The organism is Novosphingobium album (ex Hu et al. 2023), from assembly GCF_022832385.1.
Taxonomy (GTDB): Bacteria; Pseudomonadota; Alphaproteobacteria; order Sphingomonadales; family Sphingomonadaceae; genus Novosphingobium; species Novosphingobium album.
The window spans coordinates 1-16,416 of record NZ_JALHLE010000051.1 but is presented as its reverse complement, the minus strand read 5'-3'; the positions used below and the strand labels follow the sequence as shown (position 1 = coordinate 16,416).

Below are 16,416 nucleotides of genomic sequence, written 5' to 3'. Positions count from 1 at the left end.
GCTAATCTAAGCTGCGACCTGCGCCAAATGTTCTGACGACGGACAATGTCGCCCGTGACGCCGATCCGGCAGGTGACGGAGCGTTCGCAACGCTCCGGGAAAGGGGCGAGCAGACCGGTGTCGAGGTCATAGCGTTGTCACCTGTACTGGACGATTTTAACGACGACTTGAGGTGTCTTGGCATCGGCATGATCCGGGAGCGTTTACGAGTTCAGATGACCTCACAAGACGTTTCATATTTCCTGGCACCGCTGCCCTGACGGCAAGAGTCGCATGTAGCCCCTTCAACGAAAACCGCCTCGACCAATGCTCCGCTTCGGATGGGTGCCGCACTCCCGCCTTCGAGAGGGCGATAGGCCATCAGGTCGCCCGGCCGGTCAACCTGGGCGGCGACTATTTTCCGGCGCGCTCCTCATTGGAGCGCTTTGCCATCGCGAAACAAAATAGTCGCCGCCTTCGGTCCTTCGCTGAGCGCTTCGGCCCGTCGCTTTCGCTCCGGGTGCCAGTCCGGTCGGCCCGATGGCTTTCATCGCCACGAAGGCCGCAAGAAGTGCGGCCAAATGCGATGGAGCATCCCATGAGGCAGTCGAACGATTATGAAGCTGACGGTACAACTTGCCCGACGGACCACGTGCTGACCGAACTGCAATTACACGGCTATCGTCCCTTCGAAGACGAACCGGACCCGCGGCCGCTGCCCGAAGGCAACTTGCTCGCAGGCGCTATCGCCGACATCTTCGATGCCTTGATCGTAACACTGGGCGACACACGGTTGGAACCGGATCTCGGCGATCTCCTCTGGTCCACCGTCAATATCCTCCATCGCGCAGCCGAGCGGGTAAGCCGTGAACTCGACGACAACGAACAGGCCCAGTGCCGCTCACAGCGTGAGTAGGACGGTAGCGAAGTCCGATCCGTCGAACTGGAACGGCTGATCGCAGCAGGCCGAACGCTGCTGGAAAGGCAGGACGCCTTCGAACTCATGCGCGACCAGGCTGGCGAGCACTACGAGCGCCGCCTGGGCAAAGTATGGCTCCCGCACAGCGGCTCCAGGGTCAATCACCGCAACCTCACCTCGGCGATGATCGACAGCCGGGATTTCATCGCTGCCCGCAAACGTGCGCAGCAACAGGTCTTGCTGCCTGAAGGTTCAAAGATAGCTTTCACCGGCGGCCTTGAATTCAATGATCACCATTTGATCTGGGCGAAGCTTGACCAGGTCCATGCCAAGCATCCCGACATGGTCCTGATGCACGGCAAGTCACCGAAGGGCGCAGAAAAGATCGCTTCGCGCTGGGCCGATCACCGCGGCGTTCCCCAGATTGGGTTCGCACCCGACTGGGCCAGACACGGCCGGGCTGCACCATTCCGGCGAAACGATCAGATGCTCGAGGTTCTGCCAATTGGTGTTCTGGCTTTTCCTGGTACCGGTATTCAGGACAATCTTGCCGACAAAGCCAAAAAGCTTGGCATTCCGGTTTGGAAGTTCGGGAAGGGATGAACTTCCTCAAATGTGCGCCGCTGGGAACACGGGTGTCGTCGCCGGCTTTCCAGACAAGGGTAGTTGTTGGAGCGAGCCCGAAACCTCACGTCCATTCAGCAAAAGAAGGCCCGGCCGTTTCCGACCGGGCTTGGAAGTTTTGGGAGAGGATGCCTGAAAGGCGTGGCCTGTTTGTGCGTTGCAGCAAATTTGTGCAAGTGCGGAAAATGATAAATTGATTGCGTTCGGCGCATGCCGCTTTCCTCGCATGACAAAACGTTGCCGCGCCCGACCCTTTGCCGTCGTTCAGCTGTCAAAATCCGGCGCCCAGGTGCGGTCCGTCCGCTAACCGGCAGGTCGCGACCAGAGTCAGTCGTTCAGCGCCGCCCCAGTGATCGGCAGCTTGCGGCGCGAGCTGCCTTTCGAACTGATAGAAACGGACGGTCTTACCGATGCCTGCGGGGCGCCCCGAGTGCATATCACTACTGTGCGCCTCTCTGGGCGGCTACAGCAGGGCATTGGCCCGGCAATTCGCGGGTCCTACCTAGGGCCTTTCGAGGTGCTAAGCGCTGGGGAACCGCATTTTTCGTGTCAGAGGTGCCTGGCGGGGTTCGTTTCAGTTAGAAGTGTCAGTTTGGCGAGGGCATTCATTTCGGTGATCGCGGCAGGTTGAGCTGCATTTGGCCAACGGAGTGAAAGCGGTGTTAACCAAAAACTAGAACGTTTTCGCATAGAAGCGTCGATGTCACGATGATGGAATTAATTCATTGGCACGGCTTCAGGATATTGCCCGCTCTCGGAGCGCGAGAGTTGGCTTGGCGATCTTTCTCGTTGCGGCGGGAACCCTGGGCTTTGCGCCCTATGTCCTCAACGACATTTCCACCCAGGCCGCTATCAACGCGCCGCTGATCCATCTGACGGCAGCGACTGACGGAACGGTCGCAGCACTGCCGGATGCAGGCCAGTATTTCGCACGTCCGCAAACCATCAAGCTGCTCGACCTTTCCGAAGACACTGGTGATGTTGCCGAACTGAATGCCCAGGCCGAAATCGCTCAGAGCCAGATTGCCCTGGCGCAGCGTCAGCTTGCCGAACTGGATGGTCAATCCGCGCATCTGGCAAGCCGCACGACCCGCTTTTCCAATGCCATGAGCACGCGCCTTGGCGACGATCTCGATGCAGCACGCGGTGCGCTCAGCGCTTGCAAGGCGGACCGCGCCCAGCAGATCGCAACGCTGGAGCGGACCCGGCGGCTTGCCGCACAGGGCTTCGTCTCCAACGCCGGTCTCGAGAAGGCCGAGGCCGCAGTGGCCATGAAGGCTGGAGAATGTGCCAGCGCGGAGGCGCAAACCCGGTCCCTGGGGATCACGGCCCAGGCCGCCCAAGGAGGTATCTTTATCGCCAACGGCTACAACGATGCTCCCTATGCTGTGCAGCAAGCCGATCGCGTCATGCTCCAGCGCCAGATGGTCGAAAAGGCGTTGAACGATGCGACAGCGCAATACCGTCAGGCCAAGCAGCGCCTGCAGGACGCGCAGGCACGCGCGAGTTACCGGGCTCCGGCCGGGACACTTGTCTGGTCCCTCGGATCCAGCCCAGGCACCTCGATCCGCGCCGGCGAGCCGGTCATCGACCTCGTCGATTGCCGCCGCCGTTTCGTACAGGTGGCACTGCCCGAGAATAAGGCGGAGGTCATCGGCCCAGGTTCTTCCGCGGATGTTAGGCTGATAGGCTCCGACGACTGGATGAAGGGCCGAGTCATCAACATCACAGGCGCGGCAGGCCGCCGCGAAGAAACCTTGCTGGCCGCCAACACATATTCCATGCCCGGCGACAGGGAGATCATGGTCGAGGTGGCGCTTCCCGCCCCCGCTACTGACAAGCTCGATCCGAGCCGAAAATGCGACGTGGGCCGTCTCGCGGAAGTCCGTTTCAGCCGCACAAGCTGACGAACAGTCATGCCGGGCCTTGCTTATACCGCCCCCTATGCGCCGATGGCGCTGCTGCTGGGGGCAATGCTGATCTTCACCAAGATCTGGCCGTCCAGGCTGGGCCTGGGGGCGACTGTTGCGGCCTCAATAGTCTTTTACCTGCGCTGGCGCATATTCGAGACCATCCCGTGGGAAGAAGGCCTGTCAGCGACGTGGTGGCCGCTTGTCTGCCTGACTGTGGAACTTGTGTCGCTGTTCGATGCGGTGATCCTGATCGCCATCCTGAGCCGCCAGACGAACCGGTCGGCGGAAGCGGACGAGGGTGAGCAATTCCTGCGCGGTCAATGGATGCGCGATGCGGAAAGCCTGCCTGAAGTGGATGTCTTCATCGCCACCTACAATGAACCGCGCGAGGTGCTCGAGAAAACGATCCTTGGTTGCCTTGCGATCGACTGGCCGAACAAGAAGGTGTGGGTGCTGGATGACGGGCGGCGCCAATGGCTGCACGACCTGTGCATCGCAAAGGGCGCTGGCTACATCAACAGGCCCAACAACAAGGGCGCAAAGGCCGGGAACATCAACCATGCTCTGATGCAGACCGGTGCGCCGTTCGTTGCAGTTTTCGATGCCGATTTCATCCCGCGCCGGGATTTCCTGCTGCGCACCATGGGCTTCTTCCGCGATGACCGGATCGGTATCGTTCAGATACCGCACAGCTTCTACAACCATGACCCGATGCAGACCAATCTCGGGCTGCAACAGGCCATGCCGGACGACCAGCGTTTCTTCTTCGAGGCGATCATGCCCGGCCGGGATGGCTGGGACGCTGCCTTTTGCTGCGGCTCCAACTCGGTCACGCGACGTTCGGTGTTTGAAGGCATCGGCGGCGGCCTTCCCGAGGGTTCGATCACCGAAGACATGCTGCTGACACTGGCCAGCCTGAGGCAAGGCTATATCACGCGCTACCTCAATGAGCCCCTGGCCTATGGCCTGGCACCCGAAAGCAATGCCGCATTCTTCGTGCAGCGCCAGCGATGGGCACAAGGAGCCATGCAGATCCTCTATCTGCGGCACGGCCCGCTGGGTCCTGACCTGAAGTTGCGCTATCGCTTTCTGTTCCTGCCGTCAGCATGGCTGACGCAAGGCCTGCAAACGATGTTCACGCTGCTGACGCCGATCATCTTCCTGCTGTTCAATCTGTTGCCGATGGTCAACGTCGATCCGGCCGGCATATTCTGCTACATCCTGCCCATGGTTTGGGCTCTCCTCGGCGGGGTCTCAGCCCTGGCTCCGGGCCGCTATTATCCCTTGGCCGCGCAGATTTTGGGTATGTTCCAGAGCTTTCGCATCCTTCCCGTCGCGATCCAGGCGCTCATCCGGCCGAAAGGCCTCATCTTCAAGGTGACGCCCAAGGGTTCGGACGCGAAAGGCGGCGGAAACTGGGAACTAGGCATATTGATTGCGGCTCTGACGCTCATAGCGCTCAACTTCATAGGCCTTGTCATCAACATGAGCCCGGAACATCGGATTGTATCGCAGATGGTGCTCCTGCCAGTTGTGGCATTCTGGGTCGTGCTCAACATGCTCATGCTGCTCATGGTCTGCATGTTGTGCCTGGAAAAGCCGCGGCTGCGTGCCGAGGAGCGGTTCGATATCCGTGCGGGCTGCGGAATTACCGTGCTGAACGCAGACCATGCCCCTGTGCGGTCGGACCGCGGCGACATTTCTGCCAACGGTCTGGGACTGCAACTCGAGGAGGACTGCGCGTTCACGAAGGGGGATCGCGTGCAGGTCGTAATACCTGACGTGGGGATGATCTGGGGGACGGTGATGCGAGGCGGGCGGCGGCTTGGTGTCACCTTCGACTTCCAGTCCGAGGAAGCGCGCGACCGGCTGATCGTGATGCTGTTCACGAATCCGATCGAGGCCAATGCAATCAGGCCTTCGTCGCTTGCCGTCAGCCTTGCGGTCGTGAAGCGATTCTGGGCGGCTAACCTGCACGTCGATCTCAGTATGCCGCAAGCGCACGAACCTCATGAGCCGGAAATCAAGCTCGATCCGGCCACGCGAGTAATCGTTCCGGCTGCTCGATCTGACCGCTGCGGAGACGATTTTAGCACTGGCGTCACGGCCGCCACCGTGTTGCCTAGACAGGCACGAATTTAAGGCACGCTCGAAACCGAACAGGATGCTCAAGTTCGGCGTGCACGCTTGCTAAAAACTGGTTGAAGCGCAGCAGTATCCTTCCAGCTCCCCAAAATAGCAGAGCAGGGATCACGCCAAGCACTTACCTATCGGAAAGGCGGTGGCGTCATTCCGCCCGCAGCCACGCTTCGTGCCACTGGCAGGTAAGAGTGGCGCAATGGTCATGGCCGATACAACCGGGCTCGCCGGCATCGGACAGACCCTACCTGTCCTTCGTCCGGCAGGAAAATACCCCGGTGTAACTGGGCCGGTCATGGTGCCAGTAGGCGAAGTGACCACGCGAGAGCCCGTTTCCGGAGGCCTCGCCGTTAGTGACGCCGGGGTCATTCCACTAGCGCTGCGCGGCGGCGAAATGGTTGCACTCGAGGCGTCTGGAATTGCTGCAGCGATGCGCGCCGGGAGGTTGGCCGGTACCTGAACAACCGGGCCGAGAATTCACACTTGCCGTTCCGACGACGAGAACGGGCTATGCAGCGCTTCCGGCGTATGAAGTCGCTGCAGAAATTCGCTTCGGTTCACGCCTCGGTCCACAACCATTTTTCTCAGGAACGCCACCTCGTCAGCAGGGAAGTCTACAAGGAACGACGCTCGGCGGCACTCGCCGAGTGGCAGTCCCTCATGGCCTGAGGCGGGTCGCTTTCCAGGGCCCTTGCGTCCGGTGGAGAGCAGTTTTCGTCGGACTGACACCTCCCGTGAATGTCCTTCCCGGCGGCAGAGTCTCGTTCGACCCCACTGCCAGTGCGGAAGGAGACTGGGCCTTCCATTGCCACATGCTGCTGCACATGCACACGGGGATGATGCGCGTGGTCACGGTTCGCCGCGAAGGAGAAGAGGCATGATGCTCTGCTCTGTCCGCCTCGCCGCGGCGTTTCTCCTTGCATCGGCAAGTATACCGGCGCTCGGCCAGGAGGGGCACGACATGGGTGCCATGGGCGGTATGGATCATTCGGGACATGACATGTCGGCTACGGCGGAAACGAGCAGTTCTGCCGCGGCCGACGACCAGCCGGGGGAGGCGCTCGCGCCGCCGGTCCCGACCGACCATCCCGGCGATCTCTACAATGATCCTGCGCGCATGGCGGCGGCACGCGAGGAACACATGGCAACGGGCAGCATGATTGTCTCGGCTTTGCTGGTGGATGAATTCGAATATCGCGCGGTCGACGGTAAGGACGGCTACGGCTGGAAGGCGCAGGGCTGGTATGGCGACGACTATGACAAGGTGGCCGTGACCAGCGAAGGCGCGGGTGTCTTCGGCGAGGCGGCGGAGCGAATCGAGTCTTCGCTGCTCTGGCGTCATGCGGTCAATCCATGGTTCAACCTTGAAACGGGCGTTCGGCATGATTGGCGACCGGACCCGCAGCGGACCTACGGCGTGATTGGACTGCAGGGACTGGCGCCATACTGGTTCGAAGTGGAAGCTCAGTTGCTCGTCTCGAACAAGGGGGATGTCCACCCCCGCATCGGCGCCAGCTATGACCAGAGGATCACGCAGGCACTCATCCTCGAGCCCGAGGCGGAACTCAACCTTGCGCTTCAGGACGTTCCGGAACTGGGCATAGGCGCCGGACTTGAACGCGCCGAATTCGGGGCCAGGTTGCGCTACGAAGTGAAGCCCGGCTTCGGCCCGTACATCGGCGTGCATTGGGAAGGCAGTTTCGGCGGTACGGCCGATCGCGCAAGGCTGGTAGGCGAGAAGCGGTCGCAAGTTGCTGCTGTTGCAGGTTTGCGCGCCTGGTTTTGATCTTGTTGCCCGTTCAGCATTCCCCTCAACGAGGGAATTGCTGAACGGGCAACAGAGGCGGTGCAAGCCGGCCTCTTGATCACGGTGGCGGAATTCCTATCGCGTGGACCGCTTTGACCGGGCAGGGCGAAGGGCGTTGCGCATCGCGAAACTCGAGTTGATGCGCGTCACGCCGGGCAGGCGCGAGAGCACTTCCCCGTGGATGGCTTCATAGGCCGCAACGCTTTCAGTGCGCAGGCGGAGCCAGTAATCGACGCTGCCAGTCATGAGGAAGCACTCGCGCACTTCGGGGCACTGGCGTACCGCGCTTTCGAAGCGGGAGAGATAATCTTCTGTCTGCCGGTCCAGCGTGACCTGTACCACGACGTCAACGCCGCGGTCCTCGTCATCGAGCGCGGTGAGGGCGGTATAACCGCGAATGATGCCGCGTTCCTCCATCATCCGGATGCGCCTCAGGCATGCGGACGGGGAGAGGCCCACTTCCTGCGCGATATCGGCATTAGGCTTGCGGCCATCGATATGCAGAATGCGCAGGATGACGCGGTCGAGATCATCGATCGGAGATGGCATAACGTTGCAAATATCTCGTTGGATCATGTGATAATCCAACTGGAATAGCATGATATTGCAAAGATGCGCAGCCTATTTGACACGAGGTGCGATATGATGGCCCTGCCCTGCGAAGTGCCGGGCAAAGGGGGCTTTGTTATGACCGCCGGTGCACGCCTGACGATCGACCTCGCTGCGCTTGCCGCAAACTACCGGCTGATCCAGGGGCGCGTTTCGCCGTCGATTGTGGGCGGCGTGGTCAAGGCGGACGGTTATGGTCTTGGCGCGGTGCAGGTCGCCCGCACCCTGATCAGAGAAGGCTGCCGACACCTCTTCGTTGCGTTGCAGAGTGAGGCCGAAGCGCTCATTGCGCACGTGGACAACGTGCCGGTCTACATTCTCAATGGACTACTGCCCGGCGGCGAGGCGGCCTGCGCGGCGCTGGGCGCGATTCCGGTACTCAATTCGCTGGACCAGATAAAGCGCTGGACGGCGCAGGCTGCGGTGCTCGATCGGCAGCTGCCGGCAGTGCTGCAGGTCGATACAGGCATGTCGCGCATGGGGCTGCCTTCCGATGAGCTTGCTAGCCTGCTGGCAGAGCCCGCCATGCTCGGCCGCCTCGACCTGCGTTTCCTGATCAGCCACCTTGCCTGCGGGGACGAACCTGCCGATCCGGCCAATGCGGCGCAGGAAGCGGCATTTCGCCGGATTGCCGCGCGGTTTCCCGGCATGGCCCTGGCGCTCGACAACAGTGGCGGCGCGTTCCAGGCCCGCAGTCGCTTCGATCTCGTACGCGCCGGCATCGCGCTTTACGGCGGCGCGCCCGGCACTGGGCCCAATCCGATGCAGGCAGTCGTCTCGCTGGAGGCGCGCATCGCCCAGCTGCGCACCATTCCGGCAGGAGCAGGCGTAGGCTATGGGCTGACTTTCCAAACCGCACGCGAGACGCGCATTGCCACGATCCCGGTCGGCTATGCGGACGGATGGCCGCGCTGTCTCGGCAACAAGGGGGCGGCTTATATCGCGGGCATGCGCGTACCGGTCGCTGGCCGCGTGTCGATGGACAGCATCACGCTCGATGTGACCGACATTCCCGATGAACATCTTTACCCCGGCGCGCTCGTCGAATTGCTCGGTCCCCATCAGGGCATCGACAAGGTGGCGGCCGATGCGGGCACCATTTCCTACGAAATCCTCACCCAACTGAGCCGCCGTTATGAACGGGTCTATCTTCCCGTCGCGGCGCAACGGAGCGAAGCGGCATGAAGATCGCCATTCTTGGCAGCGGCGTCATCGGCGTTACCTCGGCCTGGTATCTGGCGCGGGCAGGGCACGAAGTGGTGGTGATCGACCGCCAGAACGGCACGGCGCTCGAAACCAGTTTTGCCAATGCGGGCGAGATTTCGCCGGGCTACGCATCGCCCTGGGCGGCGCCGGGGATCCCGATGAAGGCCGTGCGCTGGCTGATGATGAAGCATGCGCCGCTGATCCTTCGCCCGCATGCGGACATGGCGATGCTGCGCTGGCTGACCGCGATGCTCGGCAACTGCAATGCGCGCGATTACGCGATCAACAAGAGCCGCATGGTGCGCCTTGCCGAGTTCAGCCGGGACTGCCTGATCGAGCTGCGCAAGGAAACCGCGATTTCCTATGACGAGCGCATGCAGGGGACCCTGCAACTATTTCGTGAACAGAAGCAGCTCGATGGCATCGGCAAGGACGTGGCCGTGCTGAAGGCTGACGGGGTGCCCTTCGAGGTCCTCGACAGGGCCGGCTGCATCGCAGTGGAGCCGGGTCTTGCTGCCGGCGAGGCTCCGATTGCGGGCGGCCTGCGCCTGCCGAACGACGAGACCGGAGACTGCTTCAAGTTCACCAATGCCCTCGCGGCTATGGCGGCGGAGAAGGGAGTGACGTTCCTCAACGGCACAGCCATCTCCCGTCTGGTCGCGGAGAATGGCAGGATCGTGCGGGTTGAGACCGATCGAGGACCCGTTACCGCTGATACTTTCCTTGTAGCAATGGGCAGCTTCTCCCCGCAACTCGTGGCGCCGCTGGGCATCCGCCTCCCGGTCTATCCTGTGAAGGGCTATTCGCTTACGGTGCCTATCGTCGACGAGAGCCGCGCGCCGGTCTCGACGCTGCTGGACGAGAGCTACAAGGTGGCGATCACGCGTCTCGGGGACCGTATCCGCGTGGGTGGGATGGCTGAGATAAGCGGTTTCAATCTCGACCTTCCGCTGGCTCGACGGGCGACGCTGGAACATTCCGCGGGCACGTTGTTCCCCGGCGCCGGGGCCATGGAAAAGGCGAGCTACTGGTGCGGCCTGAGACCGATGACGCCCGACAGTACCCCGGTGATCGGCGCGACGAAAGTGCCCAATCTCTTCCTCAATACCGGCCACGGGACGCTGGGCTGGACGATGGCATGCGGCTCCGCGCACGTCATGGCCGACATCATCGGCGGAACGAAACCGGCCATCGAGACCGCCGACCTGGCGATCAGCCGGTACTGATACCGCAATGCCGTGGCACCATTTACATGCAGACCCATCCTGAAGGAGCAGACATGACCATTACCCGCATCGACCAGGGGCCGCGCATGAGCGAGGCCGTCATCCATGGCGACACCATCTACCTCGCCGGCCAGATCGGGGCTCCGGGCGAGAGTGCGACTGCCCAGACCAGGGCTGCGCTTGCCGAGATCGAGGAACTGCTGGCCCAGACCGGCAGCGACAAGGACCACTTGCTGATGGCCACCATCTGGCTGGCCGACATGAACGACTTTGCCGAGATGAATGCCGTGTGGGACGCTTGGGTCGCAGACCATCCCGCTCCTGCGCGTGCCACCGGCGAGGCCAGGCTGGCGACGCCGGACTACAAGGTCGAGATCATCGTGATCGCGGCCAAGGCGAAGCCATAAGGCCGGTTTCCCTGTATGCCCGGGCAGAGCGAAGCCCGGGCATACGAAGCTTATGCCCGGGGCGCAGGGGTGCCGATCCATCGGCAATTCTGTGCCCTGTTCTTATCCTGCATGGGGATCCAGCAACCCGGCAAAGGCCACTGCGACGAGGATAGCCACTGCGCAGGCCGTTTCCAGAAGCAGGGAACAGAGCAGGCGCTCTCTTGTGCCGGGCCGCGCGTTTTCCAGTGCCGGAACGAGCCTCCAGCGATTGTGTGTGGCAAATCCAAGCATCGCAAGGAAGAGCATGACCTTCAGGCCGATCAGGAGCAGCCAGTCACCACCGGGCATCCGGCCACCCGAAATGAGCCAGACGTTCAGCGCCCCTGTCACGGACAGCGTCAGGACAACGGCTGTTCCAATTTGTGCGAACTTGGCAAGGCTCTGCAGTATTGCCGAAGAATGGGGTTTCCAGTCAGATCGGCGAGAAACGACAACAAGGCTCCCAGCCAAAGAGATGCCGCGACGAGGTGCAGCGTGTCGCTGGCTTGCAGGATTACGCCGGCGTTGCCTTCTCCTGCACCGGCATGACCGGCCCAGGCGGCGCTGGCCAGAGCGACCATGGCAGCGGGTACGAGCATCAGCAGAGGTGCTCGGGCAGCCAGCAGGGCGACAAAGCAGATCAGTGCACCGAACCGCACCGTCAGTAAGATTCCGAGCGGAGTGGCTGCGAGAACGGCGAAGAGTGTCGCAGTGTCAAGTTGAACGACCGGCGTCCCGGCCATTGCCGCGACATTTGCAATCACCCACCAGACCGACGCTGCCATTGCACCAACGGCCGTTGCTGCAAGAACCTTTCTTTCCGATGCGGTAAGCCGCTATCGGGAAGGTGTCTCTCGCTGGCGGAGCGGGAGGAGATCGCGCTGCCTTTGGTGCAGAATTACAGCTTGCGTGAGATTGGTCGCCGGATTGGTCGTTCAGCTTCGACAATCTCGCGTGAGGTTCGCCGCAATGCAGCTACTCGAGGTGGTCGTTCGAGCTATCGTGCTACCGTCGCGCAGTGGCATGCCGAACGGTCTGCTCTTCGGCCCAAGGCAGCGAAACTTTCCAAGAACCCCGCTCTGCGTTCGTATGTGGAAGAAAAACTCGCTGGTGTCGTACGCACCGATTGCGGCACTCTTGTTCCTAGCCCGGCAGTGCCATGGAATGGGCGGCGGCCCGGGCGAACGCCCTCCTTTCGTGCGGTCTCTGGAGGATTTCGAAAGGAGCTGCTCTTTCTCCGCCATGCTGGCCTGGAATTCCACCGCCGTTGCCCCCCACATTGAGCTTCATCGGCGGGAAACCGACGTCTGGCGAGGTGGATAGTGCCAATGCTTCCTGATGATCAGCAATTGTTCATGGTGCCTCGAAAATCTCGTCTGACTGTCATTTTTGCCTCAATGTGCTGCGCTTTCCCACTTTGCCAAACAAAATGCCGTTTCGGGTTCATAGTCTCGAGCTCTGGAGTTCGACTGAAAAACGATAACCAGACGGAGAAGTTTCATGAGTCTCAAACTTGCCTCTCTCGCCGCTGCCCTGCCGGTAGGCCTGATGTTTGTCAGCGTCCCGGCAAATGCCCACGGCATCTGGTTCGAACAGCGCGCCAAGCAACTCGTCATTGTCTACGGTATCGGTGCGGATGACCTCGAGACAGTAAAACGCCTCCCGCTGATGGAAGACATCAAGGCGTATGACGCCGACTACCAGCCGATCGCGGCGCAAGCCCGCGCTTTCGGACCGGCAGTGGTCGTGGATACCGATGCGCTATGTACGGTCGCCGCTGCGGTACTGCCCTATGGTGTCTGGTCGCGCGTTGGCGATGGCGAGTTTGAAAAGAAAACGCTGGCAGAAATGCCCGAGGCCACTGTCTCGACCAAGAACGTCAAGTATGCCGTTGGCATCGAGGGACCACTGGTCAATCCGATCCCGGCTCTGCCCGATCAGGTTCTCCAGATCATCCCTGTCGGACCTATCCCGGAGACCCTGGGAATGCCGTTGACCTACAAGGTGATCTATAACGGCAAGCCGGTGCAGGGTGCCCGCATGATCAACGACATGATCACTGATCCCGATGCCGAAGAAAAAATGACGGGGCCCGACGGTACAATTACCATGCCGGTACGCAACCAGGGGCTCAACGTCGTCCGCGCCGTCTATGTTGGCCCCTCGGATAATCCCAAGCTCTACACCCAGATCGAGTCCACCGCGACGCTGTCTTTCGCCCTGGCTCACAAGCCCGAATAATCTATTCGCCCCCTCACCAGGAGAAAATTCCATGACAAAGCCTTATGCCCTTTTGCTCAGCCTGGCAGTTGTTGGTGGTCTGGCGTCGACCGCGCATGCTCACGGCCTCACCAAGCCTCAGCATGGCGGCGTCGTTCAAATGAATGGCGAAACGCTGTTCGAACTCGTGCGCACGCCCAATGGCGTCTCGCTCTACGTCATCGATGAAGACGAGCCTGTCGCAGCCTCTGGCATGACCGCCAAGCTCAGCGTTTCGGCTCAAGGCAAGCGCACTGACATTCCCATGACCGCCGGTAAGGGCAACCAGTTCTTCGCTCCCGGCGTAAAGATTGCCCCTGGCAGCAATGTCAGCGTGCAGGTTGTCGATAAGGCGACCGGCGCTCGCTACGGCGCGACCTTCAACATTAAGTGAGGTGACGCCGTCCGCGAGCTTTGTTGCACGCGCGCACCGCATCATCATCCCTGAAAAGGCGAACGACATGGTTCATCCACGCTCCTGGCGAGTGGCCGGCGGGGCTCTCACGGCATTGTTTGCCTCACTCACGCTTTTGGCTGGCGACGCGATGGCGCACGGCGTTGCCGAGAGTGACAAGGCGTACATCCAGGCTCACCCTGGTGCCAATATCATCCCCTACACCTATCTCGGCGCCAAGCACATGGTGACGGGATACGATCACCTGCTGTTTCTCTTCGGGGTGATCTTCTTTCTCTACCGGTTGAAGGACATCTGGTCTTACGTCACGCTTTTCGCGCTCGGGCACAGCACGACGCTCATTGCCGGCGTTATGTTCAACATCCACGCCAATCCGTTCATCATTGATGCCATTATCGGACTTTCCGTCGTCTACAAGGCGCTGGACAATCTCGGAGCCTTCCCCACCCTGTTGGGTTTCCAGCCCAATCAGAAGGCCGCGGTGCTTATATTCGGCTTCTTCCACGGATTTGGCCTCGCAACCAAGTTGCAGGATCTCATCGCATCGCGCGACGGGCTGTTCGCCAACCTGGTGAGCTTCAACGTCGGTGTGGAAATGGGCCAGGTGATCGCCCTGAGCATCATCCTCATCGCCATGACCTTCTGGCGCCGCAGCAACAGCTTCGCCCGCAGCGCGGTGGCCGCCAATGCCATTCTCATGAGTGCGGGCTTTATCCTCACCGGCTACCAGATCGCCGGCTTCTTCACGGAGCAGACCGTATGACGAACGCAGTCTCTCAATCCGCCGTCACATTTGATGGCACATATGCGGCATCGCCAGCCTCGCTGACCAAGGCGACCATTTGGGCAGGCGTTGCAGCTACGGCCATCCTGACGCTCTTTGTACTTCCTGCGGAGTGGGGCATCGATCCGACTGGTGTGGGCAAAAGCCTTGGCCTGACCAACATGGCCGCCAATCCCGAAGAGGACGACCGCGACAGCCCCGAAGTCGCCGCCACGCCAGCGTCTTCGGATATTGTCGTGCCCGATCAAACCAAGCTCAACATCGAGGCACGCGCAGCTATGCGCAGCGACGAAAAGACGCTGACGCTCGCCCCCCATACCGGCGTCGAGATCAAGGCGCATATGAACAAGGGCGATCACCTGATCTTCGAGTGGAAGTCGACAGGCCCCATTCGCCAGGACATGCATGGCGAGCCACTAGGCGCGACCAATGGCGAATTCACAACCTACTGGAAGCAGAAGAACATGACAGATGGGAAGGGCTCCTTCACCGCTCCGTTCGACGGTACGCACGGATGGTATTGGAGAAATGGCGGCGAGACGCCGGTTACCATCACGCTCAAGGCATACGGTTTCTACAAGGATCTGTTTGAGCCGGCGGGCGAATAAGCTCATACTGGCCGACTGGCTGAACCCCAATGGCCCGGATGCACCTGCAATCCGGGCACTTCATGGTGTGCCGGGCATGGCGTTGATGTTGGAGGTGCAAGTCCTTTGCGGGCCGGCTGAACGGAAGCGCTAGCCAAGGGCAACTGCGTCGTCGCGAGGCGGGGTGGGGAGGAAGCCGGAGTGATGTGTGAGTAGCCCCTAGACCGTATGTTCGTGCGGTGAAGTTGGCCCGCCCTCGGAGTAAGCTGGAAACGGGGGTTACGCCGGACGGGCCGGCGTCTATCCCCATGCTTAGGCGAGGGCGAACCATGCACGAGTATAGCGAACTCTTCATCGGACTTGATACATCGAAAGCGAAGATTTCGGTTGCGGTCGCGGAAAATGAGCGGAACGGCGAAGTCCGTTTCTTTGGCGATATCTCAGCCGAACCGACCTCGGTCTCGTCGATGGTGGCCAAGTTGGCAAAGCGCGGGGCCAGTCTTCACTTCTGCTATGAGGCTGGCCCGACCGGGTACGACCTTTACCGCCAGATCATAGCGCTGGGGCATGAGTGCCAGGTCGTTGCGCCATCCCTTATTCCCAAGCGTCCGGGCGATCGGGTAAAGACCAATCGACGCGATGCAGTCAGCCTGGCACGGCTGCATCGCGTCGGCGAGCTGACTGCTGTGTGGGTTCCGGACGAAGCCCATGAAGCTGTGCGAGACCTTGTCCGCGCCCGTGAGTGCGCCCACGACGCGTTGAAGAAATCACGTCAGCAGCTCCAGTCATTCCTGTTGCGCCATGGCCGGATTTATCCGGGACGCTCGCCTTGGACACGGGCCCATTTTCGATGGTTGGCGGCACAGAGCTTCACCCATCCTGCCCATCAAATCGTACTCGCCGAATATATCCAGGCGATCGAGGATGCGGCAGCCCGCGACGAAAAGCGGCTGCTCAAGTTGCAGCGCGACCTTGCCGCCGTGAAGTTGCTGATCGTTGACGAACTCGGCTACGTTCCGCTCTCGCCCACGGGGGCAGAGCTGTTGTTCGAAACCTTCTCGCAGCGCTACGAGCGGGGATCGACGATTGTGACCTCCAACCTGCCGTTCGAGGACTGGACACAGGTTCTCGGATCCGAGCGGCTCACCGGAGCGCTGCTCGACCGGCTCACCCACCACGTCAGCATCCTCACCATGAACGGCGACAGCTACCGGCTCAAGCAGTCCGCATACCGCCGCCGCGCTGCCAGGGCGGAGCAAAATCAGGCCAACCCCGGCGGCAGCGCCGACTGACCCGCCGTCAAACGGCAAATATGCAAAGGGCCCCGATCGGGGCCCTTTGCATATCGTCCGCGCTCATCCTCAATGGCCTGCTTTTACTCCGCCATGCTGGCCTGGAATCCGACCGCCGTTGACACAGCGGCCCGGTCTCGAACACAACGCGCCCCGCCCAGGGTGCGGAGCACGTTTGCGGATGACTGAAGCGCCCCGGGTTTTCCGGAGGCTATCCGGTTTGACTCAG

14 protein-coding genes and 6 pseudogenes are annotated in these 16,416 nt (G+C 61.2%); 17 read left to right on the top strand and 3 right to left on the bottom strand.

The features are described from left to right. Nucleotides 1–577: 577 nt before the first annotated feature. The 7 genes and pseudogenes from MTR64_RS20740 (at nucleotide 578) to MTR64_RS20710 (ending at nucleotide 7,360) form a co-directional block, all read left to right on the top strand. Nucleotides 578–1,501 (top strand): annotated as a pseudogene (locus MTR64_RS20740) (DUF2493 domain-containing protein). 794 nt (nucleotides 1,502–2,295) lie between these two features. Then, nucleotides 2,296–3,429 (top strand): HlyD family secretion protein, encoded by a 1,134-nt coding sequence (locus MTR64_RS20735; protein ID WP_243996444.1) that lies wholly within the window; start codon nucleotides 2,296–2,298, stop codon nucleotides 3,427–3,429. Between the two features lie 9 nt (nucleotides 3,430–3,438). After that, nucleotides 3,439–5,577: a glycosyltransferase gene (locus MTR64_RS20730; RefSeq protein WP_243996443.1), complete on the top strand. Its 2,139-nt coding sequence runs from the start codon at nucleotides 3,439–3,441 to the stop codon at nucleotides 5,575–5,577. A 202-nt stretch (nucleotides 5,578–5,779) separates the two neighbouring features. Further along, entirely contained in the window at nucleotides 5,780–6,034 is a 255-nt protein-coding gene (locus MTR64_RS20725; protein WP_243996442.1) for a hypothetical protein, read from the top strand. Then, a pseudogene (locus MTR64_RS20720) lies at nucleotides 6,010–6,243 on the top strand (DDE-type integrase/transposase/recombinase); the annotation flags it as partial. The gene MTR64_RS20725 and the pseudogene MTR64_RS20720, both read left to right, overlap by 25 nt. Nucleotides 6,244–6,308: 65 nt before the next feature. Beyond that, nucleotides 6,309–6,455: pseudogene (locus MTR64_RS20715) on the top strand (multicopper oxidase domain-containing protein); the annotation flags it as partial. After that, entirely contained in the window at nucleotides 6,452–7,360 is a 909-nt protein-coding gene (locus tag MTR64_RS20710; protein WP_243996441.1) for a copper resistance protein B, read from the top strand. The pseudogene MTR64_RS20715 and the gene MTR64_RS20710, both read left to right, overlap by 4 nt. Before the next feature lie 96 nt (nucleotides 7,361–7,456). Here MTR64_RS20710 and MTR64_RS20705 read toward each other — a convergent pair whose 3' ends face one another. Then, nucleotides 7,457–7,930 (bottom strand): Lrp/AsnC family transcriptional regulator, encoded by a 474-nt coding sequence (locus tag MTR64_RS20705; protein WP_243996440.1) that lies wholly within the window; start codon nucleotides 7,928–7,930, stop codon nucleotides 7,457–7,459. Between the two features lie 93 nt (nucleotides 7,931–8,023). Here MTR64_RS20705 and alr point away from each other — a divergent pair, with 93 nt between their 5' ends. The 3 genes from alr to MTR64_RS20690 are packed head-to-tail and all read left to right on the top strand — an operon-like array spanning nucleotide 8,024 to nucleotide 10,829. Then, entirely contained in the window at nucleotides 8,024–9,175 is a 1,152-nt protein-coding gene (alr, locus tag MTR64_RS20700) for an alanine racemase (protein WP_327194299.1), read from the top strand. After that, nucleotides 9,172–10,422: a D-amino acid dehydrogenase gene (locus MTR64_RS20695; protein WP_243996439.1), complete on the top strand. Its 1,251-nt coding sequence runs from the start codon at nucleotides 9,172–9,174 to the stop codon at nucleotides 10,420–10,422. The genes alr and MTR64_RS20695 overlap by 4 nt, the downstream gene beginning before the upstream one ends. 53 nt (nucleotides 10,423–10,475) lie before the next feature. After that, nucleotides 10,476–10,829, top strand: a complete 354-nt coding sequence (locus MTR64_RS20690; protein ID WP_243996438.1) for a RidA family protein — start codon at nucleotides 10,476–10,478, stop codon at nucleotides 10,827–10,829. A 102-nt stretch (nucleotides 10,830–10,931) separates the two neighbouring features. Here the strand turns inward: MTR64_RS20690 and MTR64_RS20685 are convergent, their stop codons facing one another. Next, nucleotides 10,932–11,201: a CopD family protein gene (locus MTR64_RS20685; RefSeq protein WP_243996437.1), complete on the bottom strand. Its 270-nt coding sequence runs from the start codon at nucleotides 11,199–11,201 to the stop codon at nucleotides 10,932–10,934. Nucleotides 11,202–11,209: 8 nt separating this feature from the next. Next, on the bottom strand, nucleotides 11,210–11,635 hold the full coding sequence (locus MTR64_RS20680) for a hypothetical protein (protein WP_243996447.1): 426 nt from the start codon (nucleotides 11,633–11,635) through the stop codon (nucleotides 11,210–11,212). 45 nt (nucleotides 11,636–11,680) lie between these two features. Between MTR64_RS20680 and MTR64_RS20675 the strand changes: the two are divergent. The 7 genes and pseudogenes from MTR64_RS20675 to MTR64_RS20645 all read left to right on the top strand — a co-directional run. Beyond that, nucleotides 11,681–12,049: pseudogene (locus MTR64_RS20675) on the top strand (transposase); the annotation flags it as partial. Between the two features lie 301 nt (nucleotides 12,050–12,350). Beyond that, nucleotides 12,351–13,091, top strand: a complete 741-nt coding sequence (locus MTR64_RS20670) for a DUF4198 domain-containing protein (protein ID WP_243996436.1) — start codon at nucleotides 12,351–12,353, stop codon at nucleotides 13,089–13,091. A gap of 31 nt (nucleotides 13,092–13,122) precedes the next feature. Beyond that, nucleotides 13,123–13,503 (top strand): hypothetical protein, encoded by a 381-nt coding sequence (locus MTR64_RS20665; protein WP_243996435.1) that lies wholly within the window; start codon nucleotides 13,123–13,125, stop codon nucleotides 13,501–13,503. A 67-nt stretch (nucleotides 13,504–13,570) separates the two neighbouring features. Continuing rightward, on the top strand, nucleotides 13,571–14,287 hold the full coding sequence (locus MTR64_RS20660) for a HupE/UreJ family protein (protein WP_419144974.1): 717 nt from the start codon (nucleotides 13,571–13,573) through the stop codon (nucleotides 14,285–14,287). Then, the gene (locus tag MTR64_RS20655) at nucleotides 14,284–14,916 is read left to right on the top strand and encodes a hypothetical protein (protein ID WP_243996434.1); all 633 of its coding nucleotides are present in this window, start codon (nucleotides 14,284–14,286) and stop codon (nucleotides 14,914–14,916) included. Before MTR64_RS20660 ends, MTR64_RS20655 begins: the two co-directional genes overlap by 4 nt. 287 nt (nucleotides 14,917–15,203) lie before the next feature. After that, nucleotides 15,204–15,680 (top strand): annotated as a pseudogene (locus MTR64_RS20650) (IS110 family transposase); the annotation flags it as partial. A gap of 147 nt (nucleotides 15,681–15,827) precedes the next feature. Then, a pseudogene (locus MTR64_RS20645) lies at nucleotides 15,828–16,187 on the top strand (ATP-binding protein); the annotation flags it as partial. Nucleotides 16,188–16,416: the final 229 nt, after the last annotated feature.

Bases quoted from the DNA above. Each gene is read 5' to 3' on its own strand.
- MTR64_RS20730 (WP_243996443.1), top strand. From the start codon at position 3,439: ATGCCGGGCCTTGCTTATACCGCCCCCTATGCGCCGATGGCGCTGCTG.
- MTR64_RS20725 (WP_243996442.1), top strand. From the start codon at position 5,780: ATGGCCGATACAACCGGGCTCGCCGGCATCGGACAGACCCTACCTGTC.
- MTR64_RS20710 (WP_243996441.1), top strand. From the start codon at position 6,452: ATGATGCTCTGCTCTGTCCGCCTCGCCGCGGCGTTTCTCCTTGCATCG.
- MTR64_RS20705 (WP_243996440.1), bottom strand. From the start codon at position 7,930: ATGCCATCTCCGATCGATGATCTCGACCGCGTCATCCTGCGCATTCTG.
- alr (WP_327194299.1), top strand. From the start codon at position 8,024: ATGATGGCCCTGCCCTGCGAAGTGCCGGGCAAAGGGGGCTTTGTTATG.
- MTR64_RS20695 (WP_243996439.1), top strand. From the start codon at position 9,172: ATGAAGATCGCCATTCTTGGCAGCGGCGTCATCGGCGTTACCTCGGCC.
- MTR64_RS20690 (WP_243996438.1), top strand. From the start codon at position 10,476: ATGACCATTACCCGCATCGACCAGGGGCCGCGCATGAGCGAGGCCGTC.
- MTR64_RS20680 (WP_243996447.1), bottom strand. From the start codon at position 11,635: ATGGCAGCGTCGGTCTGGTGGGTGATTGCAAATGTCGCGGCAATGGCC.
- MTR64_RS20670 (WP_243996436.1), top strand. From the start codon at position 12,351: ATGAGTCTCAAACTTGCCTCTCTCGCCGCTGCCCTGCCGGTAGGCCTG.
- MTR64_RS20665 (WP_243996435.1), top strand. From the start codon at position 13,123: ATGACAAAGCCTTATGCCCTTTTGCTCAGCCTGGCAGTTGTTGGTGGT.
- MTR64_RS20660 (WP_419144974.1), top strand. From the start codon at position 13,571: ATGGTTCATCCACGCTCCTGGCGAGTGGCCGGCGGGGCTCTCACGGCA.
- MTR64_RS20655 (WP_243996434.1), top strand. From the start codon at position 14,284: ATGACGAACGCAGTCTCTCAATCCGCCGTCACATTTGATGGCACATAT.